This is a genomic window from Embleya sp. NPDC020630 (assembly GCF_044334985.1).
In the GTDB taxonomy this organism is placed as follows: Bacteria; Actinomycetota; Actinomycetes; order Streptomycetales; family Streptomycetaceae; genus Embleya.
In genome coordinates, this window is the sequence record NZ_JBIRUB010000034.1 from 1 (window position 1) to 25,057 (window position 25,057).

Consider the following 25,057-nt stretch of genomic DNA (forward strand, 5'->3'; position numbering starts at 1 on the left):
TCCCATTTCGTGGTGGTCCAGGCGATCGGCAGGCCGATGATGTTGTCCATCCATCGGCCGCCGCGTCGGGTGTCGAGGCCGGTGCGGCGGCGGTATTCGGGGGTGGCGACGATGCCGACCCAGTGGCTGCCGTCGCGCACCTGCCAGGACACCACCGCCTCCACGTCCGCCCACGCCACCCGCCGAGGGCGCCACACCCCTCGGGACACGGCGACGCCCTCGGCGTCCATGCGCAGCGCCACCGGCGCGATCCGGGGCATCGCCGCGGCGAGCAGCCCGCCCAGCCCGAAGAGCCCCCAGCCCGCGATCGCCAGAGCGAGCGGAATGTCGGGTACGAACATCAACGCGCAGACACCGATCGCCGTCGCGATCATCTTCGTGTTGTTCCGGGTCCAGCGAAGACGCAACTCGAACGGCGGTGAGATGGACGGCATTTCCCGATTCTGCCGCAACCGCCCGGTGTACCGAACCGGGGAAGACCATCACAGCCCACACCGACCATCGGCCCGCCGCCTCGAGGGCGTGCTCCAGTCGCGCATGTTTCCGCCTCCGTGCGACGGCCGACCCACAAGTAGGCAGGTTTTCGCGTCGGATCACGGTAGGATCGAGAGGGAAGAGGCTTGGGAAGGAAGTGGTCGGGCGCATGAGCGAGGGATCGCGCGGGTCGGACGAGAACGCGTCCACGACGCCCGCCCCATACTCCGCGTCCGGGCCCGGGGCCGGCGGGGATGTCGGGTCGGCGTTCGGTGTGGAGGAGGTTCGCAAGCGGTGGGCGCGGTTGGTCGCCGATGCCGCCGCCGGGGCGCGCATCGTGATCCACGCCCCCCACGGCGTGCGTGCCGTGCTGACCGCGCCGACGCCGGATGTGATCGCCGCGCAGGGGGAGTTGCCCGCGTTCACGATGACCGACGCCCGACAGGGCCTGGGCAACCTGGTGCGCGCCGCCGCCGCGGGCACCCCGCAACTCCTGCTGCGCTACCGCACCGTCCACGCCCAGATCACCCACCTCGCCGCCGCACCCGCCCCCGAGGACACGCCCTCGGCCGACACCACCCCGTCGCCGCCGGCCATCGCCGCCCCGACCCCGCCGCCTTCGGCCGGCACGCCCCCGAGCACCGACGACCCCACGTCAGGGCGGCCCGCCGCCAAGGCCGGGCGCAGGGTGGCGGGGTTCGCGACGGCGTTGGGGGAGGCGACCGCCGCCCGCCGCCGCGCGGTCTCGTTCGGCCCCACCGCCTTGGACGAGGCCGCCGGAGGCGGGGCGTTGCCCGGCCGCCTGACGGTGGTTGTCGGCGCTCCCGGCGCCGGTGCGGGCCTGCTCGCGGCGGGCACCGTGTTGTCCGCGACCCTGGCCCCGGCCGAGGACCCCGACACCCCCCACGCCGTGCTGTCCTGCACACCCGGCCGCCCCCGCGCCGACGTCGCCGCCCGCCTGACCGCAGCCGCCGCCGGAGTGGACCACCGCCGCCTGCGCGCGGGCACCCTCACCGACATCGAACGCGCCGCCGCCGACGCCGCGTCGACACGCCTGGCCGCCGGGGGACTGCTCCTGGACGACGGCACCGACCTGACCCCCGACCTCCTCCACGCCACCGCCGCCGACATCGCGGGCCTGCGCCTGGTCGCCGTGGACCCGCTCAACCACCTGGTCCGCCCCACCGCCGACACCGGGCGCCCCGGCCCCGATGTCCGGGAAGCCGTGGGCGCGTTGCGCCGGTTGGCGGCGGAGTTGGACGTACCGGTGGTGGCCGCGTGGGAGACGAGCGCGGGCGAAGGCCCCGAGGTCGCGGCGGCGTTGGCCGAGGCGGACACGGTGGTCCACCTGACACGCGAGGGCGAACTCGCGTTCGCGATCGTCGCGGAACGCGACCTGGGCCCGGTCGCCGAAGCCGCACTACGCGCGGACCTCGCCCACGTCCGCTTCACCGACCCCCCGCCCACCCCCACCGGCCCCACGCCCACCGACCCGAACGCGCCGATCGACGCCACCCCGCCCGACAACGCCACAACCCCCGCCACCACTCCACACCAGCAAGCCGGGGACCGAAACGACCCCACCGCCGCCGACGCACCGGCCACCGCACCCCACACGGCTCCCACACCCCGCACGGCCACCGGGCCCGCACACGCCGGCGCCCGCCCCGCGCCCGCCGCGCCGAAGACCCCGGCCCCATCGAAGGCGCGCCGTGTCGTGCCGGACACCGACGAGGACCCCCTGCCCGGCGCCATCGCCGCCGCCGTCGCCGAGGAACTCGCCGCCGCCCAGGGCGACATCACCGCCGCGAGCGAAGCCCTGGCCCGCCGGGCGATCCCGGACGTGATGGAACTCCTGCGCCTGTCCCGCGCCGGATCCCGCTACGAACACACCTGGTACCCACCCCTGCCCGACCTGCTGCGCAAACGCAGCAAGGAGGAATCCGACGCGGTGTGGGAGGCCCGCCCCAAGTGGCGCAACAAACACCTGCCCCCCGGGGATCACGACGTCGTCGCGCTGGACATGAACGCCGCCTACCTGTCCGCGCTCAAGGCCCACCTGCCCATCGGCCCCCTCGAACACCGCACCGGCCCCGACCTCGACGACCACGACGGACCCCGAGGCCGCAAACGCCGCCGCGCCGGCATCTACCTCGTCGACCCCCCCACCTGGCACCACGACACCCTGCCCAACCCCCTCGGCGACCGCGACGAACCCGGCCCGCTGTGGATCACCGACCCCACCCTGCGACTCCTCCTGCGCTGCGCCTCACCCACCTACGGAAGCCTGTGCGAGGAACCGCAGATCCTGGAGTCCTGGACAGCGGTGGCGACCGAGAACCTCCTGGAGCGGTTGCGGACCGCGTTGCGCGACGCCCGCGACGCGGCGATCGCCGAGGGCGACGACGTCACCCTGGACTACGTGAAGCAGATGTACGCCAAACTCGTGTCCACGATGGGCGGTTCGAACTACAACCGGGAGATCAACCGCCCCGACTGGATGCACATCATCCGCTCCCAGGCCTTCTCCAACCTGTGGGTCAAGGCCTTCAAGGCCCACCGGGCCGGCCTGACCGTCGTACGGGTGATGGGCACCGACGAACTCCACCTCACCACCGGCGACACCGACACCGACTGGCGTACGGTCTTCACCGAGGGCCGCGGCGTCGGCGACGTCAAGATCAAGGACACCTACACCCTCCAGACCAAGGACAAGAGTTGACCGCCCGCCCTGCCGACCCCACCCCCGCCGCGCCCGCCACGGCCTCGCCGGGAAGGAACTGACCGCCGATGCCGTACCGTTCCCTGGAGCCCGGCAAATACGGGATGCGCGGCACCCGCGCCTCCGCCCTGGCCGCCGAGCGCCTGGACGAACTCGCCGACGGCATCACCTCACCCGTCGACACCGAACGCGGCCTCGCCGCACGCCTGCGCTACCTCACCGCATCCACCGCCGGCTACACCGCCATGGACACCGCCGGGATCGCCGTCACCCCCCGCACCCTGGCCGCCTGGCTCGCCGAGGACCAGACCCCCAACCGGGCGAACCTGCGCCGGATCGATGCGGCCTATCGCGACCTGCGCCGGCGCAACGTAGCGCGTTCGTTGACTCGTCGCCTGAACAACAACGGTCGCGGCACCCGCGTCGAACTGCACCCCCACGACCAGTCCGGTGTACGCGAACCGCACCGCCGAGCGGGCGTGGCCGGGCACCGCAGCGTCAACGTCCGACGCTGGGACGCCATCGTGCGCGCCTGGGCGGCCGGAGACGAACGAACGCTGGACGACCTGTGGACCGACGAGGTGTTGGCCGATCTGGGTTCGGACTGGGGCGGTTTCGAGTTCGCTTCCGGGGTCGGATTCGCAGCCTAGTCAACTGATCAGTTGGTCTGGGGTTCGAAGTACCCGAAGGGTGGGCACCTGCCGGTCGCTTGGCCACGAACCCGAGACTGGCCGGTCGCAGCGTCGAACGCCATCACCCGCAAGAGTGAACGATGGCCTGCCGAAGGCCGACAGCGCCCAGGCGTGTGAGACCGAGCGACCGGCCACGACCCGAGCCGGCGAGTGCTCGGCCGGCCGTGCCTACGCCGTCCGCCGCCGCGCCGGCCGCGATCGACAGTGCGGGCGGGCCCGCGTGGTCGGCGCATCACCTCGCAGGGACGCGCACCATCGCGTTTCGCGCGTTTCCTCCCCTACGGGAATCCACCGTTCGTCGAGGCGTTCGCCGATCACGGCGTCCACGTCGGATGGACCATCGTGGCATCCGGCGAGTGGGCCGGGCCTCACTTGCGTGGGGTCACGGCGTGTGGTCCCGGTCGGATCATCAGGGCCGTCAACGGGCGGGTTCGGGTGGGCTGGACGACTTCGAGCCAGGCCTTCCCGCGGGGGACGCGGTGGGGGATGCCGGAGTAGCCGCGCCACTTCCAGTTGATCCACCAGCGTGCGTCACTCCGGTGCCCGGCGAGACGCCGCAGGGTGGGCAGGCGTTGGCCGGCCAGGTCGACGTCGTCGAGGTCCGCCCCGAGGGCGAGCAGGTGGGACAGGCCCGCCAGGGCCGCGCGGCGCAGTGGGCTGTCATCGTTCCACCGTCGATCGACGGCCCACCGCAGGTGCGGGTCCGCGAGCAGGTCGGTGTCCTGGGGGACGTCCGAGAGCGGAATCCGGGCGATGTCGACGAGTCCCCGTTGCCGCCAGGCGATCAGTTCCGCGCGCACCGGGCGGGGGATGTGACGGTCGAGGCCGGTGAACGCGTCGATCATGTCGTGGCGTTCGGCACGGCCCGCAACCGGGTCCTCGGCGATGGAGTGCAGGACGTTCAGGGCCTGCGCGAGCGTGTCGCCGCGTTGCCACAGCGACAGCATGGCGGTGCCTTCGACCCGGAGTCGTTCCCGCGCGTGGTCCTCGAACTGGAACTGCAACCCGCGCGATGTCCCGGCGAGCGCGCGGCGCAGCGGGGCGTAGGGGTTGGCGCGGCCGGAGAGGATCGCTTCGACGACCGCCTGCCGCATCTGCTCGTCGCGTTCGCAACGCACGGCCACGTCGACGTCGTGCGGCTCGCAGGCGCCCCGGGCGAAGCTCCCGAAGACCCAGACCTGTTGCACCAGGCCGATCGGCCAAGTCTGGTCCGCGTCGAGCCGGCCGAGCATCCGTTCGACCAGTTCGACGGCCCGCGCACGCTTCACGTTCGTCTTCCTCGCATCGGCACCAGTGTAGGTGCGTCGGCGTCCGCCCCCGGACCGTCGCCGGGGCTTCGACCCGTCGGATTCGCCGCCCCGACCCGCCCACCCGCAGGCGGATGGCCGACGTGCGCCGGTACCGAGCCGATCATGGGGGGCCACCGTGGATGTCGCGGGATCACGGCGACCGCACAGCCGAAGAATGGCAGGACGCGATCGCCATGCTCCTCGAAGCCCGGCGCACACTCGCCGACTCCGTCGTGTCCGGCCGCGTGGAGGAGCACGACCGCTACATCGTCGGGCTGCGGACGCATTCCGCCGCGCCGTCGTCGCGCGGCTTCGCGAACCACCGGGCGGGCCGGGGCAGTCGGGTGGTCGACTGGCCTGGACCGGTCGTGACGGAGCGGACACAGGGAGTTCCAGCCATGGGAGTCGACACACACCTCACCAGGACGCAGCTCCGCGAATTCCTGGGGGTCAACACGTTCGGACTGCGGCGGGTGATCCGACGCGAGGACTTCCCCGCGGCGGTGAAACACCCTCCGCCGATGCGGAGCCGGTTCGACGAGGACGACGACCCCGTGTGGGACGCCGGCGAGGTCTACCGATGGGCCGCCCACGACCGCGACTTCGCCCACCGCGGCGCCCTCCTGCTGCGCCCCGCAACCGCCGACCCCGCGCCGGGCCGCTGGGCCGGCGCCCACAGCACCCCACAAGGCCCGACGACGGATTGGCACACCGACGTCGGCACCGTGCGCCTGGTCCACACCGACGACTCCGGGGCTGCTTCCGCCGCCGCGACCGCACTGGCGAACGACAACCGGAAACACCCCGCCGGCACCGAACTTACCCGCGCCACCTTGCTCCGCACCCGCATGACCCCGCCCGAGGACCGCTGAACACCGCACGAGGGTGCGATGAACACATCCGGCGGTACCCAGCATCGGGCCGCCTCGCCGCTCTCGACTGCGGTCGAGGGCGTCGAGGCGGCGGGTACCGCCCGTTCGGGGCGGGGTGGTGACAGAAGACGATCAAGACGAGCGGCTCCGCGATCACGTGTGGTCCACGCCGGGAGCGAAGCCATGATGGCGACGATGCGTTCCGCCGGGCCGCGGCGTGGTTCCCCCGGTTGCCTCCCGCGTGCGATCGTTCGCACGGAGCGCTCCCTCACGCGCCGGTGACCGCCGACCCCGTTGCGGGTAGCGTGGGAGTCCGGATCCGTCCCGGAGGGGGATAACCACGATGGGTGCCCAGGCCGACCACTCGCCCGCACCGCCGGAGCTGCCGCGAACGATTCGCGCGGTCCGCCGGGCCCTCGACGGCTTCGGCCCCGACCTGCGTGAGCAGTTCGAGCGGGAACTCGCGGACACCGCGATCGGCGACGTGGACAACCTCGTGTTCCTGTGGTGGGGGATCGCCGTCATGGGCGCCGACCCCCAGGTGCACGCCGATCTGCTGGCCGCCGACGCAGGAACCCTTGGGCCGCTCCACACCGCCGACGAGGTGTTCACCGACACCGGAACCGGATGGTCCGGCAGGGTCGGCGAATGAGCTACACGGTGCAGTACACCGATCGCGTACGCATCGAGATCCAGGGCATGGCGCCCAAGTCGCGAGCCGCCTTCGAGGCGGGCATGTCCGTCGTCGCCTCCGACCCCTACGGCGCCGACTCCAAGCCCTACCCCAGAGGCAACAGCCGGGACCACCGCATCACCCACGTCGCGGGCGTCGCCATCATCACGTATCAGGTGACCCCCGCGGCTCTCCTGGTCACCGTCGTGCAACTCGTGGCTCGCTGACCCGAATCCCGCGCCGACGGCGGCTCACCCCAGCTCCGGGCTAAACGCCGCTGGTTCAACCGCTCCTGACGGGGCGTCACCCAGACGCTCGCCTTCGGACCGTGCCGGGCGCCCGAACACCGCGCGTCGTACGGTCCCGGTCGGGGTGTCACTCGTTCGGGTGTATCCCGCGTACGCCACTGCGGGCGCGGGGTAGCTTCGACCATGGCCGCCCTCGGTTCCGCCTCCGATGCCCCCGATCACGACGATGACGACCCGGCCGGGAGCGCCGGGGATTCGCTCCGGCGCTGGTTGGCCGGTGATCTCGACGATCCCGATCCCGGGTTCGAGGACTACGACCCGGCCTGGAGCACCCAGGACACACCGTTTCGGCGGTGGCTGGTCGACGGGCTCGCCGCGGCCGGCTCCACCCTCCCCGCCGAGGCCGCATCCTCCTTCGCCCCCGCGAACCGCTACCGCGGCCTGAGCGACTCCCACGCGGAGCTGATCGCGATCCTCACCGACACCGCCGTTGACATCGTACGGGCCGCGCACAAGGCCGACCTCCAGGACTGGGCACGGGAACAGGAGCTACGGCACCACCCGGACCTCGCCGTCCTCGACGCGGACCTGGACCGCATCCGAGACCGCTCCTGACCCAGGGGGCTTGCCCGGCTGCGCCTCGAACGCCCCTTTGTCGCCCCTTCGACGGCAGTGCCCGAGTTCGGTACCGACCCGGTGGATTCCCGTCGGCCCCTTCCACTCGGCGCGGGGGCGGAGTACCGTTCCCGGTCCGTTGATCTTGGGAGGCCACACGATGTGGGTGATCCGGGAATTCACCAACGACGAAGGCGTCACCTGCCGGGCCGTGATGACCGAGGAGGCCGCCGCGCGCTCCGACGAGGAACACCGCGCGATGTACCGCCGCCTCGAACCCGCCCTCCATGCCCCGCTCGACCCCGCACTCGCAGCGGTCAACCGCACCCTGAACACCAACATGGACGCCTTCGTCCTCGAACGCCTCGAAGGCCTCCACACCCCCGGCCGACACGTCGGCCTCAACGACCTGGTCCCCGGCATGCTGCGCCCCGACATCGACCCGCAACTCCTGGCGACGATGGACCTGTTGTTCGACCGACAGATCGAGACCATCGCGGACCGGATCCGGCGCGGCGAGTCGACCTGAACCCGTCCGCGGGCACCCGGTCTTCCCCTCCTCCGGGGGTCCGCGCGACGCACGGGAACGGCCCCGAACCGCACCCCGAGAAAGGGGGCGGTACCGGGGCCGTTCCGCGTCGCCCGCCGGCGGGAGCACGGCCCGCACACCATGCCGCGAGGCGAATGTGTGGACCCCGCGAACAGCGCCCGCTCAGCCTTCGGCAACACCCCCGCCGCGGCGGGCGATTCATCCGAACCACCCGGACGCGATCGCCCTGCGGGTACGCGGCCGTCCGAGACACGGATCCGACCCCTCGACGCGTCGGGCTCGTTGCGCCCGTCTCGGCGAAGTCGCCGGCCGGGCTCCGGGTGGACGGAAGGAGCGCAGGAGTCGGTGACGCCGATTCGTGGGCGTGCATGCCCACGAGTCCGGCGTCGACGGCCGTGGCGATGAGCGAGAACGCGCCCGGTGCGCCGCAACGGCGGGTCGGGCATCATTTCTTCGTGAACGAGGGAACGGATCATCGAAGTCGCCCCCGGTACACCCTTGTGGAGACCGAGCACGGTCATCTGCTGGGTGTGTGCTCTGTTGTGGAGGGGTTGTTCACCGATCCCGGGCCGGCGACGTACGAGCTGTTCGGCTGGGCCTCGGACGGCTCCGGGCCGCGGGGCTGGATCGGCAGCCGGGTGTGGCTGGTGCCGGACGACGACGCGCTCGACGCCTGGCGCCTGGACGATGCGGCGTTGGTGGACCACGGGCCAAGCGCGGACACTCTGGTGCTGACGGGCGTGGACGACCACATGGGCCCGCCCGAAGGACACCGCGGGACCGTCCGCGTGCACGACGAGTCCCGATGGTTGGGCTCCTGCCGCGAGTTCGCCCGCGTCCCGAGGTCGGAACGGCCGCTACCGCCGCTGGTGCTGCGCGGCCTCGCCCCGACCGACGAGCTGCGCGCGGTGCTCGCGAAGGGTACGCGCCTGGCCCGAGACCTGGACGAAGTCCTGCTGGAGATCCGTGACGACCGGGGTGAGCTGCTCGCGGCGCCCACACTGTGGACGACCGTCCAAGCCTGGCGGCCTTCCGCGCGCGGGGCCGACCTGATCGACCTGGAACTGGCCCGGTACCACACGCTGGTTCCCGAGCATGCCAGGCCGGTGTGGGAGGAGTGGTTCGGCGGGTCGCCGCACACTCCGAACACCTGGGCCGGCCTCGACACACGGCTCCGCGAGGCCTGGTTCGACCTGGTCCGGCACCGGGCCTGCATCCGTCGCCACAGCGACCGGCCTCCCGGACACGCCTACGAAATCGACGGCCGCCACGCCACGGATGAGCAGGGTCTCTACCTGGCGCTCGGGGAGGCGGTGAACGGCCCCGGCGGCTACTTCGGCGGCGACCCGCAAGCCCTCCGCGATTGCCTGGGGGGCACCTTCGGCTACACCCGCCCCGCGACCCTGCTCTGGCGAGACGCAGACACGGCGCGCACGCACCTGTCCCACGCCCTGTCACCCGACGGGCGGCCGTACGACTTCTTCGCCGAGGTTCTCGATGTCCTGGCCGCCGGCGGCATGCACGTCACCCTGGCGTGAACAGCACCTGCCGGATGCGGCAGGCGCCAACGGAACGAACGTTCGTCGACACGGCGCGGTCCCCGAGCCGGTGCCGCGCGGAGTCGATGCGGCTGCCGACGGACCAGCCGCCAACGTCGCGTCCAAGGCGCAGCGCCAGGAGCCGGTGCCGGTCTCGATGATGTTGCCGCCGAAGACGGTTCTTCCCCTCCACCGGGTCGCTCGTGCGACGAACGAGAAAGGCTCCGACCGCGCGTTGCCGCGGCCGAAGCCTTTCCCCGTCGACCCGCGCGAGGCACAGCCCGCACGACACGCCACGAGGCGAGTATGTGTGGACCCCACGCAGGGCACCCGCCCACCCTTGCACGACCCGGCCACCGACGCGGGCGGTTCACGGCAACGCGACGAACGCCATCGTCGATCGGAAGTCTCTCGCCGCGATCCTCACACCCATCGACCGGTGCCCGCGCGGTGATGCGACCCGTCCAGTCCAGCTGCCCACAGGGGGCTCCCCACCGCGAGCCCCCTACGCCCACCGCATCCCGAGCACGGTGAGGGCCTCGACGCGCTCCTGCGCCCAGGAATCGCGTCGTTGGCGTGCGTTGGCGAGCGCCACGCCCAACTTCACGTTGTGCGTCTCGCCTCCCGCTTTGATGGTCTCGCTGTGTGTGCGGGGCACGGTCAGGTGTCCTTCACGGGTGGCGAACGCGTGTGCGGCGGTGAGGGTGAGCGTCCAGCGGTCCGCGTGCGAACCGCTCGCCCGTCGCGTCCGGCCCGTTGCGACGGAGGCGGCCTTGGCGACGCCCAGGACTCCCAGGGCGGCGCGCTGCGCTCGGGAGAGTTGGGTCCATTCGCGGCGTTGTTTGTCGAGCCAGGCGCCGACGTCGCTGCCGTCCATGGTGTGTCCGGGGGCGAGTTCGTCGAGGGTGCCGCCTTGTTCGAGGTGCAGTCGGACCAGGGAGAGCATGCGTTGCCAGGTCAGGGGCCATCCGGTGGGGTTCCACCCGGGGTCGATCGCGGCGAGGCGTTCCCAACGAGCACGCCATCGGTCGGGGTGCTTCCTGGTGGTCAGGGGGCGTCGGCAGTTGGCGAGGAACTGGCCGACGGGGTAGGCGTCGACGACCGCGGTCTTGGGGGCGGCGAGGTGGCCGTACCTCGCGTGGTAGGCGCGGCACATTGCCAGGCCGTTCTCGAACGCGTCGTCGTCGGCGCTCCACACCATGCCCAACTCGTCCAGCAGTTCGATCCGGCGCGGGCGCATCGCGCCGCCGGTTCGTGCGCGTCGTTGTTCGGCGATCCACGCTCCGACGGGGTGTGAGGTCCCCGATTCGGGTTCGTAGTCGACGGCGTCCAGCGGGACGCGCAGGTGGCCGTGGGTGGTGTGCCAGCGGCGGGCGGCGAGGTAGCCGCGTCGCCAGTCCCGGCGTTCGGGGTCGATGACGCGCAGTTTGACGAAGTCCGCGAGCAGGGCGGGGTCGTGCTCGGTCATGAACCGCACGAGGAACCGCTCCTCGACGTCCTCGCCCACACCGTCGCCTTCGGGGCCCGCTTCGGCGGTCTCGATGTCCTCCTCCTCGGCGGCCGAGGTGTCGTCGCCTGCGTCCTCGGTGTCGCCGTCCGCGTCGGCGTGGTCGACGAGTCGTTGCCGCCTGCCGCTGGGCGCGGGGGTGGCGAGCATGTCGAGAACGCGGCTGTCGTGGGCCGCGAGGGCGTGCAGCACACGGACGAGGAAATGGTGGGAGTCGGAGACGAGCATGTCGTCCGCCTTCTCGCCCGCGGCCAGGAACACCGGCACGATGATGGTCGCGTCGCGGCCCTCGTGGGGTTCCTGGCGCAGGACGCGGCCGATGGCCTGGACGATCTCGATCACGCTCAGCTTGGGGTCCATGAACGCGACCGCGTCCGCGCGCAGATCGACGCCCTCGGCCAGGACACGCACGTTCGACAACACCGCCCGCCGCGTGGTTGCCCCATCCGTTTCCGGGAGTTCGAACAGGGCGGGGGGTGTCCGGTCGGTGTGCGCGGCGAACTCGCCCAGCACCCGCCGCCGATGCTCCGCCTCGTGCTCCCCGTACAACCAGTCCGCCCACACCCGCTCCGGATACGTCGCCGCATCCGCCTCGTGCAGGCGCTTCGCGACGTCGGGCAGGGTCTCCGCACAGGCCTCGGCCTCGGCGGTGCGGGCGTGGTAGGCGATCACCGTGTTCAGCCCCAACTCGGCCGCCACCCGCAACACCGCGGTCTGCAATGCGGACAACCGCGCGGCCCGGTACTCCTCGACCTCCTCCAGACTGCGCCGACCCGGGCCCCGGTTGGGGTCGACACCGCTCGTCTGGGCCAGGTCCCGCACGGTGGGGTCGGCGACGTCGACCACCACGATCCTCGGCCTGGCGAGCAACCCCAACCGGCACCCCGCCGCGAGCTCCAGGCGGTGGACCGTGGGGCCGAAGATCGCCTCGTCGTCCATGGACGCCACCGTCCGGGCGGGCATCGACGAGTGGACCGGACGTCCGCCGCGCACGCGAGCCGGGCGGGCCCCGCCACCGTCCTTTCGGTCCTCGTCGTCGGGGCCGTTCGGGTCGGCAAAGTCCTCGTCCTCGTCGACCCCTTCGTCCTCGCCCTCGTCGGTTGCGGTGGCGTCGGGGTCGTCCCACACGTCGTCGTCGGCGTCCAGGGGCAGCCGTCCGGTGTCGCCGCGGCCGGCGCCCTCGCCGTAGGCGCTGACGTCGGCCGGCTCCCACACCCGCGGGGTCGCGGTCAGATACAACCGGCCCAGCGCGGGCAGGACCCGGTCGTCGTGCACGGCGGTCCAGGGGCGGCCGAGCCGGCCGCTGGAGCGGTGCCCCTCGTCCACGACCACCAGCCGCCACGGGGCGAGACGCAGCCCGACGACGCCCCGGTGGGCGGCGAGGATCGTCTCCAGCGACTGGTAGGTGGCGTACACCGTCACCGGCCCGGTGCCCGCGGTCCACAGAGCGAGTTGCGGCGCGCTGGTGGTCGCCCGCACTCCGGCGGCGGCCAACACCGCGTCGCCGCCGAGCGAGCACACCGCCACCTGCGTCCCGCCGGTGCGCCCGGCACGCTGCCATACGGTCACGGTCTGCACGAGGAGGTCGAGGGTCGGCACCAGGACCAGCACCCGCCCGCGCGCTGCCAGCGCAGCGGCCGCCCCGGCCGCCACCCACGTCTTCCCGGTCCCGCAGGCCATCACCGCGGTGGCCCGGCGCCCGCCGTGCGGCGCGCTGCCGACCGCGTCGTCGTCCGGGTTCTCCAGTTCGCGGACGATCGCGGCGAGCGCGTCGCGTTGGTGCGGGCGCAGCGCGGGGACGCCGGCGCGAGTGGGGCGGGTGGGACGGCGCATCGGGGTCTCCGCAGGGGGCGATCGGACCGTTCGAAACGAGGGGCGCGGTCGGGGCGGGTGGTCGGCGGGCGGTCTCACGCTCCGGGGGCGCGGTCGTCGGGTCGGGCGTGAACGGGGCCCTGCGGTGGGGGGTTGCGCAGGCGGGTGGCGGCGGTCTTGCCGACGCGACGGCGGTAGAGGTCCTGGGCGCCCTGTTCGGTGATGCCCAGGCGTTCGCCGATCTCACGCCAGGTCATGCGCGGTTTGCCGTCGGCGGCGGGAGTGCGGGCGGCGCGCAGCAACTCGGCCTCGCAGTGCTCCCACCAGACGCGGGCCGCCGGCAAGGCCTCGAGGGCGTCGGCGACGTCCTCGACGGCCAGGCGACTCAGGTCGCCGATCGGTGCCGCGGCGAGGGAATGACCGACGACGTGCGTGATCGCCAGGTACGGCTCGGCGTTCATGTCGAGAGCGCGCCGGACATGCCGCTCGATCTCCTCCCGGTGGCGGGTGATGATCCGCGCGGAGGGATGGTCGCCGCCGAGACGGTCGGTCGCGGCCGACCCTGCCTTCTCGCCCTGTGTGGTCATTTCACCACGCTACGACAATGAAGATTTCCTTGACAAGGATTCCTTGTGGAGCGGTCCGGGGTTCCTTCGCCCGGGCCGCCGTCCGGGCGCGGACACGCAGCCGCTTCGATGTGGGTTGCTCGGGCGGTGGACGGACGGCCCATGCGTCGACTCGTGACGTAAGCCTCTTCCGGGAGACGGATTCCGGCTCTCCCAGCACCTCCGTGCGGAACCGACGTCCCTGACCCGGAATCCGTCTCCCGGGCGAGCCGCACGACCCGGCCGAACCCGACCGCCACCTCTTCGACGTCACGACCGGCGCACGGATCCGTCCCGGGGACACCATCCTCGACAGGCCGGTGATCTCGCGGGCGGTGGTGTCCGCCCACAACGGGTGCAGGCCCGGGACCACCGTGACCGCCTCGGCGTCCGTCAAAGGCTCCAACCGCACACGACGATACGTGTGGGAGTGCAGGTTCGGCGCCCGTTTCGGCAGCGCCGCGCCCCAGGCGGGGGAGCCGACGACGATCAGGGCGAAGTCGAGTCCTCGGCCAGGGCCGCGAAATACTCCAACGCGTCCCTCGGCAGGATGTCGGCGTGGTCGACGACGACGGTGCGCGGGGTGCGCTCGAACGCGCGGGTGACGCCGTGTTCGAAGTCGATCCGCGACCGCGGGGCCACCCGTCCCGGCCACAATCGCCCCCACAACGCCTCCCGCACGCCCGCCATCGTCGGGCGGGAACGAAACGTCAACCACGCCGTGTCCCGGCCCCGTTCACCCCGCGCCTCGCCCAGCGCGGCGGCGACGACGGCGGTCTTGCCGACCCCCGGCACCCCGGTGACGCACAGCACGGCCGGTGTCGCGACCGCCTCCCGCACTGCCTCCCCGACCTCCGACAGCCCGACGGTGGTTGCCGTGCCCCACCCGGGCACCACATCGACACCGGCCTCGGCTTCCGTCCCCACGCGACGCGCCCTCCCGATCGACACCCCCCGAACCCGACCCAGTCTGACCCCAAGTTCCGGGCCACGACCCGAGAACCGGGGAAGTGCGAACTCATGGCCCAATATGCGGGGAGCCTCGCCCACCTGGCGCTGCTGCAGCGCCGGATCATCGACTGGGAGGCGCAACACCCCTCCGCGCCCTCACGGTTGCACCCCGACGGCCTTTGGCCTGCGCCGATCGGCCCGTTCCGGGAACACGTCCGCGACGCGTTCGATATCTCCCCGAGCCACGGCACATCCTCGACGTAGGACCCACAGCGGCGGACGAGGGCACAGCGCGGGCTCCGGCCGCTTTGAGGAGGACACCGACCCGGTGCGGTCCCGCCATGTGTGCGCTCGCATCCTCCGGCGCTTCTCGGGGGCGTCCGCCCGAAGTGGCCGGGTGGCGGATCGCGCCGCACGTGGGGGCTCGGCCGCGGGCGGCCGGGCCTGCGGCGTCATGTGAGTACTCGGCTGAGTATGTGTGCGGACGCCCCGGGGTGGGGCGGGCTCGTAGCGTGTTCGGCATGGAGAAGAGGGTTTCGACGCCGCGCGGTGGGATGCATGGGTTCCTGGCCGCGCTGGCCGGGGTCGCGATGCTCGGGGTGTTCGTGGTGATGGCGATGGCGGATCTGATGGCGCTCTACGGTGTCGCGGACGGGTCGGGGGTCTGTGATGACGCCGCGTGTCGGGCCCGGTATCGACGTGACTTCCGGTGGACGCTCGGGATCTGCGGGCTCAGCTTCGTGGTGACGCTCGTCGGGTTCGCGTCGGCCGCGTGTCTGCGGCGGTGGCGGTTCGCGATCGGGGTGCCGGTGCTGCTTTCGGGCCTGGCGCTTCAGCTTCCCGGGCTGGGGTTGATCTAGGGCCTGTCCGACAAAACGATCATGGTTGTGGTTTGCGGAGCCACAGGATCAGCGAGGCCGGGACGACACCTGCGGTCGGTACGTCCAACGAAAACCGGACCACACCGCAGGACTCCTGAGCGAGATCTGCCCGGACGCCCGCACGCGGCCGGACCCGGCCCCCAAGACCGTGGGCCGATTCATCCGCCGATCCCTCCACCTCGACAGCACGCTCGGCAAGGAAACCATCGACGCGCACCTCGACATGGCCCTCCCGCCGTCCGCGAAATCCGTCGCGAGCTCGTCAGGAGACCCCAGCCCGCTGCGCCCGCCGCAGTGCACCGTCGCCCGCTTCACCGTCCGCGTCCCCCGACCCGTCCGGAACCCGGATCGTGCCGTGGACCGACTTCTGCCACGACGCCGCGAATCCTGCGGACATGACCCGTTTGGAGCGGAGCCTGGAGGATTCTTCTGAGAGTGGAGGTGATCTCCCCCAATCGCACTCATGCGGTGCCGTCTCGGGATGCGGGTCGAGGGGCTCCCGACGACACGTAGCCGTGGCCCCGGTTTGAAAAGGCGGGGTCAGTCGTCGCTGGGCGTCATGTCGTATTCGCCGACGTCCAGATCCGCGCCGGTTGCGGCGAGGAAGTCCACCACCGCGCGGTCCAGGCGCCAGCCGAAGAGGTTCGTGTCGTCCACCGAGCTGGAGGGCTTCTCGTCATGCCGGTTGAAGAAGCGTTCGACCTGGAGAATCGTGCCGCCGGGGCCTTCCTCGGTTGCGAGACGGGTTGTCAGATCGGTGAGCGCCTCCATGCGGGGTCGGAGCCTGCCGATGACCTGGTGGATCTGCTCGTCGACGGACAGGCCGGGCTCGCAGCAGCGAATCTTCCAGCAGTGACAGAACGGGGTGATGGGAGGTGAGGTCGTCAGGCTTCCCCGTACCGTGACCTCGTCCGGTTCCACGCCAAGCAGCTGGGTGATCTCGTCGGCGGTGGTGCCCACGCTGGCGATCGCAAAGTAGACGTACTGAGTCAACGACACCCGCGGAGATTACCGACGCAGGCCCACTGCCGCCTGAGTATTTCCTCGACTGCTGCCTGGCGTCGGGCGGGATGTTGCAGGCTGCCAGTCCGGTTCGGGTCCGGGCACCGGCACGTCGGTCATGCCGTTCCTCCGCTCGTCCGCCGCAGAGTGTCGGCTGTGATGCCCGCTCCAGTGATTTCGTCGGCCTCGCACCCGTCGTCAGCCGCCTCGCGTTCGGCTGCGAACTCGTCGAGGAGTTCAAAGAGGACCTCGATCGCGTGCTTGTCGTCGTCGGGCGGCAGGTCCCAGTACGTGTCCCAGCCGTGCGGGAGCGCGATGTGCAGGACCTGGCCCGGCCAGGCGTGGTTGCAGTCGCGGCCTCGGCGGGCGATGAGCCACTCCGACCAGCCGGCGAGACCTTGTCCGCCGTGTCGGGCGGCGCTTTGGTCGTAGCCGTTCAGGAACGCGGTGATCGTGTGGAAAGAGGCCTTGCCCATGAACATTCCGGGGCGGTGGCCGACGCAGGCGAAGTACTCGCGATCGCTCATCTCCTCGAGAGGCTTCGTCTGACCCTCGTTCGTGCCGGTCACGAGTTGCCGCCGGTGGGGTGCAGGATGCTTTCGGCGATCTCGCGCACGCGGTCCGGGGTGATACCGGTGCGTTGCTCGACGGCGAGGGGGTGGTCGGTGGGTTCGAGTTCGATGAACGGGCGGTCGCCGACCGGGCGGCTGTGGACGTGCGTCTTCAGGTTGACCGTGCTCGGTGAGTAGAGCGGCAGATCGGTGCTCAGCCAGCCGAAGTACGGGGTCTCGGCCTCCCGTCCCGGGGTGTCCCACAGGTCCGCCATGCGGGCGAAGCTCTCGCGGCTGAGGGAGGCCCAGACGCCCCAGGAGAACACCTCGTCGCTGCCGATCACCGGTATTTCGACCAGTCCCTTCACGAAGTAGTGCTGCCCGTTGATGACGCACTGGTCCGACGACAGCAGGCAGTCGGGGGCGTCGGCGAAGCTCGGGTCCCAGACGTAGGGAGCTGCAGCCGAGTAGTTCATCGCCGGTTCGGCGTGCCGCTCGCCGCAGCACGAGCAGGTGAATCCCAGGTCAGTGGCCATGGGACGGAGCCTAATGATCGCCTTCGCCCCTGATTCACGGTGGGCTCGCGGGTCGGCCGATGATCGGCATGCCCAGGTCCACCGGCTTCCGCACACATGCCTGGTCGATCTGTGTGATCTTGTTGTTGGCCCCGGCGAGGCTGACCTGGGGCCCTCGATCTCACCGAGCCGGCCCTCCCGGTCGGCTTCGGCGATCCGGGCCGGCAGGTTGTCACGGATCCCCGGCAGCCGTGGTCGCTGGGCGGGGTCTGGCCGCAGGAGTGAGCATCTGACACATGCTTCTCTGAACCATCGCTCGGGTCCCGCCGAATCGCGAACCCCTGTGCGTCGGCGAACGCCGGTGTCGGAGGCGCTGGTTACGGTGTTGCCGTTCGCATCCACGGGGGAGCCATGCGTCGGTACCGGAAGCACGTCGTGGTCTACGTGTTCGTCGTGGTGGCGGCGTGGTCGGCGACGCGTGTGCTCGACGAGGGTTCGCCGGCCGCCCCGGGGGAGCGGCCGGCGGTCGCGGATTCCCCGACGTCGCCGCCCCCGAGCGCCTCCGACATCGCGGCGATGTGTGCCCGGCCGGACGTGGCCTGTCTGGTGGCGACCGCCACGTCGAGGAAGTAGGACGGGGCCGACGCTCGCGCCGAGTCGCGTGCGTGGCCGCAAGGTTCGGCGCGGACGGCCGTGCCGGGCGTCGTCGGTGGCATCGACCATGATGGGCCCGTTCCGGATGGACGACGCGAGGAGTACCCGATGGCCGTGCCGACGATCAGTCCCGAAGAGCGCAGCGCCGCGCTCGCCAAGGCCGCCGCCGTCCGCAGGGAACGAGCCGCGGTGAAGGCGGCGCTCAAGAGCGGTCGGCTGTCACTGGGCGAGGTGTTGGCCACCGACACCCTCGCCGTGGGCAAGATGCCGGTCCGGGCCCTGCTCGAATCCCTCCCGGCCATCGGGAAGGCACGCGCCGCCGAACTTCTCGTCGAGTTGGGGATCTCCGGGAACCGCCGAGTCCGCGGCCTGGGCGTCCAACAGCGCGAGCGGCTCCTGGAGCGCTTCGCGCCTCGGGCGTGACCAGCGGACGCGGGGTGCCGACGCCCCACTTCGACGGCTCCGACGAACCCCTCGACGTCGACACCGACGACCTGCCACGCGCCCGCAACAAACGCCGAGGGCGCCCCTGGCCGTCCGCGAACGCGAACACACCGCCCGACGCGCCGGCCACCCCTCGTGGGCCGAGGCGATCAGGGCGACGGCCATGCTGCCCGCCGCCCGAGCGGCCCGGGAATCGGGCGGCTCGATCCGATCGATCCGACTCCGGCGTGCCCGACTCGTCCCTGGGCCCGGCGCGAACGCGCCCGGGCCGGAAGAGCGGAGAGGGCCTTCGAGCGCTCCGCAGCCCGCGATATCCCGTCCCGCGTGCCGAGCCCGACGATTCCGGTCGCCCGCGCGGTACGCCACGCCGGCCCCGCCGATCGGGAACCTGCGCGTGGCCGAGGCCGAGGCGCCGTGAGGGACACGCCGTGCGGGGTCGACGTTCCCCGACGGTTCGCGCTCTTGATCCGATCCGCCCCACCCCTCCGCCCGCCCCCTGGGGCCTGCGCGTCCGCGTGGTCGGGGGCGCGTGAGAGTGTGGATTCGTCGGTGACGGACGGGAGTTCGGGGGAACGGATGCACAGTCGGGCGAGACGAATGGGTACGGCGGTGATCGCTCTGGCATCGGTCGGGGCCGCGCCGGGGCGCTCCTCGGGGGGCGGGTCGGGCAAGCCGTCCGTGCCCAGCGCGTCGATCGTGACGCCGGTACCCGATCCCGCGGTGATCTCCGAGGCCGAGGCCCGCCAGGTCCTGGAGCGCTACGACACCGAGAACAACACGGCGAACGCGACACTCGACGGCGACCGCCTCGCCGGGGTCGAGGGCGGCGAACTGCTGGAGGCATCCCTGGCGGGGTACCGCGCCGACCGGGCACGCCCGGACCGGGAACCGTACAAGCCGTTCACCCACCTCGACCCGCAGTTCTGGATCCCCCGGGCGAGCGGCCATCCCCGCACGTTCGTCGCCATTGCCGCCACCGGTGCCGACAGCGAGGACAAGGCCGTCGTCCACTTCGTCCAGGACACGCCCGGCGCGCCGTGGAAGGCCGTGTTCACCGCCCACGCCCGGGTGGGCGACCCACCGGCCACCGCGAGCCCCGAACGCCTGGCTCGCCCCACGCTCGACGACGTGGCCCGCGACGCCTCCGGCTCCGCGCGCACCACGACCGCGGGCGATGCCGCGGCGGTGTGCGGGCGATACGCCGCCGCAATGTCGGTGCCCGCCGGGCGCGGCGCGGTCGAGGCCCGCCTCGCGCCGGGTAGTTACACCACCGACCTGCGCAAGCGGATCGAGGACGATGCCCACCGGGATGAGCGGATGTCGCAGACCACCACCGTCACCGCCCGCCCCGTGGCCCGGCAGACGTTCCGGACCGCCACCGGCGACCGCCTGGTCCCCTGCGTCCTGGACAAGACGATCGAGGCCAAGGCCCTGATACCCGAGGCACATCTGACCGCCACCGCCCCCACGACCATCGCGTTCCTGGGCCGGAGCGGGCCCTTCACCACCGTCAAGGAAACATTCCTCGCCTGCGTCCTGATCCGGGTCCCCGCCGCACCCGACGCGCCGGCCACCGTCCTCACCGGCGGACTGGCCCAATCACACCCGCTCGACGCCACCGGAACCTAGACGCGAATACCGGCCGCCACGCTCGCGCCTCGGCCGAATCCGGAAGGACGACCCCGTGACGACGGACCCCGCCGGCTACGCCACCCCCTGGTATTTCGCCCCGGCCCCGGACCAACCATGGGACCTTGCCGTCGAGCGGGTCATCGCCTCCCTCGAACAACGATCCGACGCCCGCTGGAGGGCCGGGGAGGGCTTTCGCGGAGAGCCTCTCCTCGAGGTGTGGTTCCCCATCGGACCGTGGCTGTTCCAGGGCTCCTACACCCCGCGTCCGCCGTCGCTGGGCATCCGCATCTGCGACGCCCGCGCCGCCGCCGAGGCGTGGACCACCTGGTTCCTTCCACAACTCCCCGCACACGTGTCGAGCGTCGTCTTCAACACCGAGGACGGAGTCGAGAACGGCTACGCCGACGTCGACTTCGTCCTGGCCTGCCGCGTCGGCCGCGACGTCGTCGACACGCTCACCGACCACCTCCGGCACGTGTGGCGCGCCGGCGGCACATCCCCGCCGCCCCGCGCCGACGATTGAGCGCAGGGCACGACGGGTGAGCCGCCGCGGGCGGCGCCGGGGAATACGTCCACCGAGCACCTCGACCGCGATTGTCCGGGGTCGTCCGCGACCGTCCGCGTCCCCTTCCGGACGCGCGCCGCATGCTCCCGTGAGGGTTCCCCATCCGCGCTCGCAGTGCCGGGTCGGTGAGGCATGATCTCGAACATGGACGCATCGGAGCCGGGCCTGCTTTCGCGGCTGTGGGACGAGCACCTGCGCGCGTCGTTCCCACCCCATGTTCGCGGCCGGGAGTTCGAGCACGAAGGCAGACTGTTCGACATGGTGCTGCTGGACGCGGACATCGCCGGTTGTGTCTCCTCGTTGCTTTCGGGCCCCCTTGACGAGCAGAGGCAAGGACTCCTGCTCGTGTGTCTCGCGGCCGTCGAGAAGGTCCTGCCGTCGATCGATGACGAGGCCGGCGCGATCGAGTACTACGAGCGCTTGCGGGAGATGGCCGCTTTGGCGGTCGGAATCGGGCACGTCGATGCCCGGTAGTCGTCCGGTTGTGGGCGGTGGATCAGTCGAGAGCTTGCTGTGCGGCGTGGGTACGGGTGGCGGCGACAATCCTCGGGTGCCTTGGTGAACTTGAACCCCTTGACCCCGGTCACGGTGACCGTGGCATCGACAACCGCTGCCCGGAGGCGGGAAATCCGCTGCGTTCGTCGGATCCGCGCCCTACACAGTGCCAGGTTCCGCCGAACACTCACGCACAGGAAAAACCCCATGGGTACCCCGAGCAGCCCGCCCGACACCGAATCGCCGTTACCCCCGGCGGGTGACGTCGCGCCGAAACCGCCGTACAACCTGCTCGCCGTCCTCGCCCCATCGTCGGGTTCTTCTGTTCGTTCCTGCCCGTCGGGCTGGCCCTGGGGGTCGTTGCCCTCCAACGCATCAAGCACACCCGCGAACGCGGCCGGTGGCTCGCCTGGGTCGGCATCGTGATGAACTCCGCGCTGGTCGTGCTGTTCGTCGTCGTCCTGATCGTGACGGGCCTGCGCGACGACGACGAACCCGCCCGCGAGGCACCCGCCGCGATTCCCGGCAAGGGCGACTGCTTCGCCGCCGACGACCCCACCGGCACACCACCGACCCGACTCGACGCCGTCCACACCGTCGCCTGCACCCGCGTGCACACCGGCGAGATCTACGCGGTGTTCACCCTCGACTCCCAGGCGCCCACCGTCGATGCCGAGTCCCTGAACGCCGTGGCCGGCACTCGATGCGTCGCTCTGGCGCGCGAGTTCATCCCCTCCTCCGGCGTCGCCCCGCGCCCCGGCGACGTGCACTACCTCCTTCCCGATCCGCAGCAGTGGGCCGCGGGCGGGCACACCATCGCCTGCTACGCCCGCGACAGCGGACTGCGTTTGACGCCCCCGTCCGAACGTTGAGTACGAGGCGACGTTCGGCCGGGTGTGGTGGCGTCGCCGTGCGTTCGTCGAATCGGGTGAGGGGTTCGTGACGGCGGTCGTGCGGCGATAGGGTCGCCCGGAGCATCGACACGGGGGTGTGCATGAGGCGTCGCGAACGCGGCTTCCTGGCAGGTGTGTTGCTCGCGGCGAGCGCGGCGACCGGGTGTACCGGGCACGACGACGAGGCCGGGCGGGCGCCGGTCACGGCGCCGAGTTCCCACGCAGCGACAGTGACTCCGGACGTCGGGGGCACCGGAGGTGGATCCCGCCTCGTTCGGGCCGGGGTTCGCGAGGGTCGTGTGGTGTGGCAGGTCGAGGAGATCGACGTCGGCCCCATCGGCAGCGCCGGCCAAGGCGGCTGACCCCCACGACGCGCCGGACCGGCAAAGGTCCTCGGGCAGCACTGTCGAGGGGGGACCGGTCACCTGCCGATCGATCGGCATAGTGCAGCCGACGTTCACGCCCGAGCCGAATCGGGCTGTTCCCGCGAGAGCGCGGTTCGGGGCGGGCGTCGCGTCCGCGTGATCTTGTCGATCGCCGCGCGGGCCGCCGCGCCGGGGAGATCGATGTCCGCCAGGCCGTGTGCCGCGGCTTCCGCGCCGGAGCCGAAGAGCGGCACCGGGGACGTGTACTCGATCGCCGCCCATCGGGTGTCGGCGTCGATGCGACCGTCGAGCAGGGCCAATCGCAGCGCCAGGAGGTCGTCACCGCCGTGGCAGCCCACCCACCCGGCACAGACGCGGGCGCCCGGCGCGTCGCGGTCGATCACGTGGCATTGCCACAGTGCCGCCGGCTGAGCGGGCGTCGGCGCATCGTACGGAGGGAGCTTGGCGTACTGCTCGGGCGCCCAGATGCCCGAAGGTACGTCGCGCCGATACGGGCAGGTGTCGCAGGGACGCGGCGCGGGCGGGCCGTGGGTGGGCGAGACACCACGCCCGGTGTCGTCGGGTTCGGGGGTCGGGTGCGTGTACGAATGCGACATGTTCGGCCGTTGTCCTCTGTGACGGGTGCGGGTGCGGGTGCGAGCCGGGATTACGATGGCATGCGGCGTACGGTCGGGTCCCGCCGAGGAGCCGGCAGGGTCACGGCCTCGGATGGCAGCGCGTGGTCACCAACCGGACGCCACCTCGATCCATGAGGTTTTCGTCGCGTCGAACAGCACGAACCTCGCCGTGGTGGCGCCGGGGCAGATGCCGGACGAGCGCGGTTGTCGCGACCTCCCGGGTACCCAGGGCACGGCCGCGGCCGATCGGGCCGGGCGCGACAGCGTGTTGTGCGTGCGCACCGACAACAATCGTGTCGCCCGTATCGACACCGTTCGTTTCCCCACCGGCAAGGGCATCCTGGTCCACGTCACGGTCTGGCCGCTCCCGGGCTGAGCCATGGCGCCCTCGGAGGTCCTCGCCCTCGGCGACGGCCCACGGGTTCAGCGCATCCCGCGCCGTCGGCGGCGGCTTCGCGGCCCGGGTGATCCGCGGCGCCCCCGGGAGGCGCCTCGCTGGGACGGTCCACGAAGTTCGGGCGCCGACATGCCGGGCCGGATGGGTGGGCGCGGCAGAGGCCGTCGCGGGTCACGGGCAGCTCCACGGGCGGTTGCCGCCTGCGCAGGTCGCGGGTGGTTGGGGGAACATCGGGGTGTGCGGCGGGGTGGGCTTCGGCCTGGTGCGTTCGGCCCGGTAGTGGATCGTCACGGATGCGCGGACGACGAACGGGTGCTCGGTGTAGGCGTGTTGCCAACGCACGGGCTTGGCATACAGGCTGCTCCCGCTCCCTGCGAGCGGGCCGTATTGCTCGTCTGCGCCCGGCGGTGGCGTCGGGTCCGGGGGGCGCAGGTCCGGAACCGGTTGTGGCCGCGCCCAGGTCGCCGTGCCCGGCGCCAGCCCGAGCCTGCGCGCCTCGCGCTCGAACTCGGCCGTCGCCGTGGTGGGATCGTCCGCACCGTAGAAGTACACGACCATGGACGTGCATGTCACGCCCATCATGCCCGCCTGCGGCTTCATCCGGGGCGTGGTGTCGCGCCAACACCGGTCGAAGACGAAGCGTTCGAACTCCGCATTCGCCGGCCGGCCGAAGGCCCGGAAAGGCACCTCCGCCTCCATCCGGGCACGCCGCTCCTCCGCGCGATGCCTCTCGTGTGCCTCCCGCTCTCTCTCGTCAGCCGCGAACTGCCGTTGGCACGCGTACAGCCCGCCGAGGACGGTCACGACGGCCAGGATGATCACGGCCAGGACGAACCGGCCGAGCCACAACAGGCAACCACCCATCGGCCGCGTATCGGGACGCGAAGACATGCACCCATCGTGGCCCGCAACCGCGCCCGCATCCGCGGTCGTTGCGCACTCGCAACCCACCCCGTCGCGCACATCCGCTTGGTGCGCCACGGGGGTTCAATACATCGTGGCGAGGAGTTCGCCGTCGGCCAAGCCGATCGCCCGGTCGTAGTACAGATGCACCCCCGCCCCCGCGCCGTAGTGGACGGGCCACAAGCTGGCCCGCGAGACCCATCCGGTGCCGTCCCCACGCGATCCGATGGTCTCCAGGACCCCGTCGAGCGCGGCCGCCGCCCGCTCGTGGGTCATGCCGAACCTCAGCGGGCCCACGTGCTCGAACGGCGTGAACGACCACACCGCGCGCCGCGACTCCTCCACCACGTCCCACACACCCGCCACGCCGAACCTCCGCCGCTCGTCCGTCGACCCCGCAGCGCGCGCCCGACGCGCGCCCAGCGCCGGGGAGGCTCGCAAACGCGTCAAAGCGGGCCACCTCCTCTCCGAGGAGAACCCACGCACGACGGCCCGCCTCCTCCTGGAGGTCCTCGACGCTCCGGATCGGGAAGAACCCGGCGCCGACGCCAAGGGATTCTTCACGTCGCTCGCC

At 71.9% G+C, this 25,057-nt stretch carries 28 protein-coding genes; 17 read left to right on the forward strand and 11 right to left on the reverse strand.

All coding sequences use genetic code 11. The features are described 5' to 3' along the window. Window positions 1-434: hypothetical protein (locus tag ACH4XV_RS45430; protein WP_395799970.1), on the reverse strand; the 434-nt coding region annotated here is incomplete at its 3' end. A 209-nt stretch (window positions 435-643) separates the two neighbouring features. On the opposite strand from ACH4XV_RS45430, the gene ACH4XV_RS45435 reads away from it, so the two are divergent. Together ACH4XV_RS45435 and ACH4XV_RS45440 are read left to right on the forward strand one after the other, a co-directional pair. Further along, window positions 644-3,196, forward strand: a complete 2,553-nt coding sequence (locus ACH4XV_RS45435; RefSeq protein ID WP_395799972.1) for a DnaB-like helicase C-terminal domain-containing protein — start codon at window positions 644-646, stop codon at window positions 3,194-3,196. A gap of 68 nt (window positions 3,197-3,264) precedes the next feature. Then, window positions 3,265-3,846, forward strand: a complete 582-nt coding sequence (locus tag ACH4XV_RS45440; RefSeq protein ID WP_395799974.1) for a transcriptional regulator — start codon at window positions 3,265-3,267, stop codon at window positions 3,844-3,846. 410 nt (window positions 3,847-4,256) lie between these two features. On the opposite strand, the gene ACH4XV_RS45445 is transcribed toward ACH4XV_RS45440, so the two are convergent. Continuing rightward, window positions 4,257-5,156 (reverse strand): nucleotidyltransferase domain-containing protein, encoded by a 900-nt coding sequence (locus ACH4XV_RS45445; RefSeq protein ID WP_395799975.1) that lies wholly within the window; start codon window positions 5,154-5,156, stop codon window positions 4,257-4,259. Window positions 5,157-5,317: 161 nt separating this feature from the next. On the opposite strand from ACH4XV_RS45445, the gene ACH4XV_RS45450 reads away from it, so the two are divergent. The 6 genes from ACH4XV_RS45450 to ACH4XV_RS45475 all read left to right on the forward strand — a co-directional run bounded on the left by ACH4XV_RS45450 (window position 5,318) and on the right by ACH4XV_RS45475 (window position 9,673). Beyond that, complete coding sequence (locus tag ACH4XV_RS45450) at window positions 5,318-6,049, forward strand: hypothetical protein (RefSeq protein ID WP_395799976.1); 732 nt, start codon at window positions 5,318-5,320, stop codon at window positions 6,047-6,049. A 343-nt stretch (window positions 6,050-6,392) separates the two neighbouring features. Next, on the forward strand, window positions 6,393-6,701 hold the full coding sequence (locus tag ACH4XV_RS45455; RefSeq protein WP_395799977.1) for a hypothetical protein: 309 nt from the start codon (window positions 6,393-6,395) through the stop codon (window positions 6,699-6,701). Then, on the forward strand, window positions 6,698-6,949 hold the full coding sequence (locus ACH4XV_RS45460; RefSeq protein ID WP_395799979.1) for a hypothetical protein: 252 nt from the start codon (window positions 6,698-6,700) through the stop codon (window positions 6,947-6,949). The genes ACH4XV_RS45455 and ACH4XV_RS45460 overlap by 4 nt, the downstream gene beginning before the upstream one ends. Before the next feature lie 204 nt (window positions 6,950-7,153). Then, entirely contained in the window at window positions 7,154-7,585 is a 432-nt protein-coding gene (locus tag ACH4XV_RS45465; RefSeq protein ID WP_395799981.1) for a hypothetical protein, read from the forward strand. 160 nt (window positions 7,586-7,745) lie between these two features. After that, entirely contained in the window at window positions 7,746-8,114 is a 369-nt protein-coding gene (locus ACH4XV_RS45470; RefSeq protein WP_395799983.1) for a hypothetical protein, read from the forward strand. A 476-nt stretch (window positions 8,115-8,590) separates the two neighbouring features. After that, on the forward strand, window positions 8,591-9,673 hold the full coding sequence (locus tag ACH4XV_RS45475) for a barstar family protein (RefSeq protein WP_395799985.1): 1,083 nt from the start codon (window positions 8,591-8,593) through the stop codon (window positions 9,671-9,673). Between the two features lie 505 nt (window positions 9,674-10,178). Here ACH4XV_RS45475 and ACH4XV_RS45480 read toward each other — a convergent pair. The 3 genes from ACH4XV_RS45480 to ACH4XV_RS45490 form a co-directional block, all read right to left on the reverse strand. Then, window positions 10,179-13,013 (reverse strand): Helicase associated domain protein, encoded by a 2,835-nt coding sequence (locus ACH4XV_RS45480; protein ID WP_395799987.1) that lies wholly within the window; start codon window positions 13,011-13,013, stop codon window positions 10,179-10,181. 74 nt (window positions 13,014-13,087) lie between these two features. Further along, window positions 13,088-13,579 (reverse strand): hypothetical protein, encoded by a 492-nt coding sequence (locus tag ACH4XV_RS45485; protein ID WP_395799989.1) that lies wholly within the window; start codon window positions 13,577-13,579, stop codon window positions 13,088-13,090. 507 nt (window positions 13,580-14,086) lie between these two features. Beyond that, window positions 14,087-14,524: an ATP-binding protein gene (locus ACH4XV_RS45490; protein ID WP_395799991.1), complete on the reverse strand. Its 438-nt coding sequence runs from the start codon at window positions 14,522-14,524 to the stop codon at window positions 14,087-14,089. A 93-nt stretch (window positions 14,525-14,617) separates the two neighbouring features. Between ACH4XV_RS45490 and ACH4XV_RS45495 the strand changes: the two genes are divergently transcribed. Next, entirely contained in the window at window positions 14,618-14,812 is a 195-nt protein-coding gene (locus ACH4XV_RS45495; RefSeq protein WP_395799993.1) for a hypothetical protein, read from the forward strand. Between the two features lie 257 nt (window positions 14,813-15,069). Continuing rightward, window positions 15,070-15,408 (forward strand): hypothetical protein, encoded by a 339-nt coding sequence (locus ACH4XV_RS45500; RefSeq protein WP_395799995.1) that lies wholly within the window; start codon window positions 15,070-15,072, stop codon window positions 15,406-15,408. Window positions 15,409-15,969: 561 nt separating this feature from the next. Here ACH4XV_RS45500 and ACH4XV_RS45505 read toward each other — a convergent pair. The 3 genes from ACH4XV_RS45505 to ACH4XV_RS45515 form a co-directional block, all read right to left on the reverse strand. Next, entirely contained in the window at window positions 15,970-16,428 is a 459-nt protein-coding gene (locus ACH4XV_RS45505) for a DUF4279 domain-containing protein (RefSeq protein WP_395799997.1), read from the reverse strand. Window positions 16,429-16,547: 119 nt separating this feature from the next. Continuing rightward, complete coding sequence (locus ACH4XV_RS45510; RefSeq protein WP_395799999.1) at window positions 16,548-16,958, reverse strand: hypothetical protein; 411 nt, start codon at window positions 16,956-16,958, stop codon at window positions 16,548-16,550. A gap of 38 nt (window positions 16,959-16,996) precedes the next feature. Beyond that, complete coding sequence (locus ACH4XV_RS45515; protein WP_395800093.1) at window positions 16,997-17,458, reverse strand: DUF2199 domain-containing protein; 462 nt, start codon at window positions 17,456-17,458, stop codon at window positions 16,997-16,999. A 450-nt stretch (window positions 17,459-17,908) separates the two neighbouring features. Here ACH4XV_RS45515 and ACH4XV_RS45520 point away from each other — a divergent pair, with 450 nt between their 5' ends. From ACH4XV_RS45520 to ACH4XV_RS45545, 6 genes are all read left to right on the forward strand, one after another. Continuing rightward, window positions 17,909-18,130, forward strand: coding sequence for a hypothetical protein (locus ACH4XV_RS45520; RefSeq protein WP_395800001.1), 222 nt, complete (start codon window positions 17,909-17,911; stop codon window positions 18,128-18,130). Between the two features lie 129 nt (window positions 18,131-18,259). Next, entirely contained in the window at window positions 18,260-18,574 is a 315-nt protein-coding gene (gene mihF / locus ACH4XV_RS45525; RefSeq protein WP_395800003.1) for an integration host factor, actinobacterial type, read from the forward strand. Between the two features lie 630 nt (window positions 18,575-19,204). Beyond that, entirely contained in the window at window positions 19,205-20,224 is a 1,020-nt protein-coding gene (locus ACH4XV_RS45530) for a hypothetical protein (protein WP_395800005.1), read from the forward strand. Window positions 20,225-20,279: 55 nt separating this feature from the next. Further along, window positions 20,280-20,750, forward strand: coding sequence for a hypothetical protein (locus ACH4XV_RS45535; RefSeq protein ID WP_395800007.1), 471 nt, complete (start codon window positions 20,280-20,282; stop codon window positions 20,748-20,750). A gap of 186 nt (window positions 20,751-20,936) precedes the next feature. Beyond that, window positions 20,937-21,266, forward strand: coding sequence for a hypothetical protein (locus tag ACH4XV_RS45540; RefSeq protein ID WP_395800009.1), 330 nt, complete (start codon window positions 20,937-20,939; stop codon window positions 21,264-21,266). A 329-nt stretch (window positions 21,267-21,595) separates the two neighbouring features. Beyond that, complete coding sequence (locus ACH4XV_RS45545; protein ID WP_395800095.1) at window positions 21,596-22,159, forward strand: DUF4190 domain-containing protein; 564 nt, start codon at window positions 21,596-21,598, stop codon at window positions 22,157-22,159. 478 nt (window positions 22,160-22,637) lie between these two features. On the opposite strand, the gene ACH4XV_RS45550 is transcribed toward ACH4XV_RS45545, so the two are convergent. Beyond that, on the reverse strand, window positions 22,638-23,162 hold the full coding sequence (locus ACH4XV_RS45550) for a DUF6283 family protein (RefSeq protein ID WP_395800011.1): 525 nt from the start codon (window positions 23,160-23,162) through the stop codon (window positions 22,638-22,640). Between the two features lie 112 nt (window positions 23,163-23,274). On the opposite strand from ACH4XV_RS45550, the gene ACH4XV_RS45555 reads away from it, so the two are divergent. Beyond that, window positions 23,275-23,559, forward strand: a complete 285-nt coding sequence (locus tag ACH4XV_RS45555) for a hypothetical protein (RefSeq protein ID WP_395800013.1) — start codon at window positions 23,275-23,277, stop codon at window positions 23,557-23,559. Window positions 23,560-23,751: 192 nt separating this feature from the next. Here ACH4XV_RS45555 and ACH4XV_RS45560 read toward each other — a convergent pair whose 3' ends face one another. Together ACH4XV_RS45560 and ACH4XV_RS45565 are read right to left on the reverse strand one after the other, a co-directional pair. After that, window positions 23,752-24,471, reverse strand: coding sequence for a hypothetical protein (locus ACH4XV_RS45560; RefSeq protein ID WP_395800015.1), 720 nt, complete (start codon window positions 24,469-24,471; stop codon window positions 23,752-23,754). A gap of 96 nt (window positions 24,472-24,567) precedes the next feature. Further along, entirely contained in the window at window positions 24,568-24,933 is a 366-nt protein-coding gene (locus ACH4XV_RS45565) for a hypothetical protein (RefSeq protein ID WP_395800017.1), read from the reverse strand. Between the last annotated feature and the right edge of the window lie 124 nt (window positions 24,934-25,057).